At 60.7% G+C, this 516-nt stretch carries 1 protein-coding gene; it reads right to left on the minus strand.

Annotated elements, in window-relative coordinates:
- The coding region (locus K5E19_RS23985) for a tetratricopeptide repeat protein (RefSeq protein WP_409334615.1) at window positions 1–516 on the minus strand (516 nt) is incomplete at both ends.

Consider the following 516-nt stretch of genomic DNA (forward strand, 5'->3'; position numbering starts at 1 on the left):
CTGCAGGACAGTGTTGTAGGCCGCAATGGCCGACGTGTTATCCCCGCGCTGCTGCGCCCAGTCGGCCAGCGTTAAATCGATACGTGAGGAGGCAGGCTGCTGGCGTAGCAGCGTTTCGGCTTCCCGCTCCTGGCCGCTTTCACGCAGGCGATTGGCGGTTTCCAGCACCTGATCGCTTTGCAGGCGGTTAGCCAGTTCCTGAATATTGCCGCTCCACTGCTCGCGCGGCAGAGTGTTCAGGTGCGCAAGGGCCGCGCGATCCTGATTGTTACCCGAAAGATATAACCCGTAGGCATACACCTGCTCCGGATCGGCCGGTTTTTGGCTGGCCAGCTGGCGCATAAGCGTATCCGCCTGGCTGCGCTGTCCGGCGCTGTAAAGATCGCGCGACAGGCGATAGGTAATCCACACATCGCCCGGCGAGAGCGCCAGACGGCGGCGCTGAATTTCCGCTGCCTGTGCAAATTTGCCCTCGTTTTCCAGCTGTTCTGCCTGCTGGGATAATCTGTCATTGGT

It is taken from the genome of Enterobacter sp. RIT637, from assembly GCF_019718755.1.
Classification (GTDB): Bacteria; Pseudomonadota; Gammaproteobacteria; order Enterobacterales; family Enterobacteriaceae; genus Enterobacter.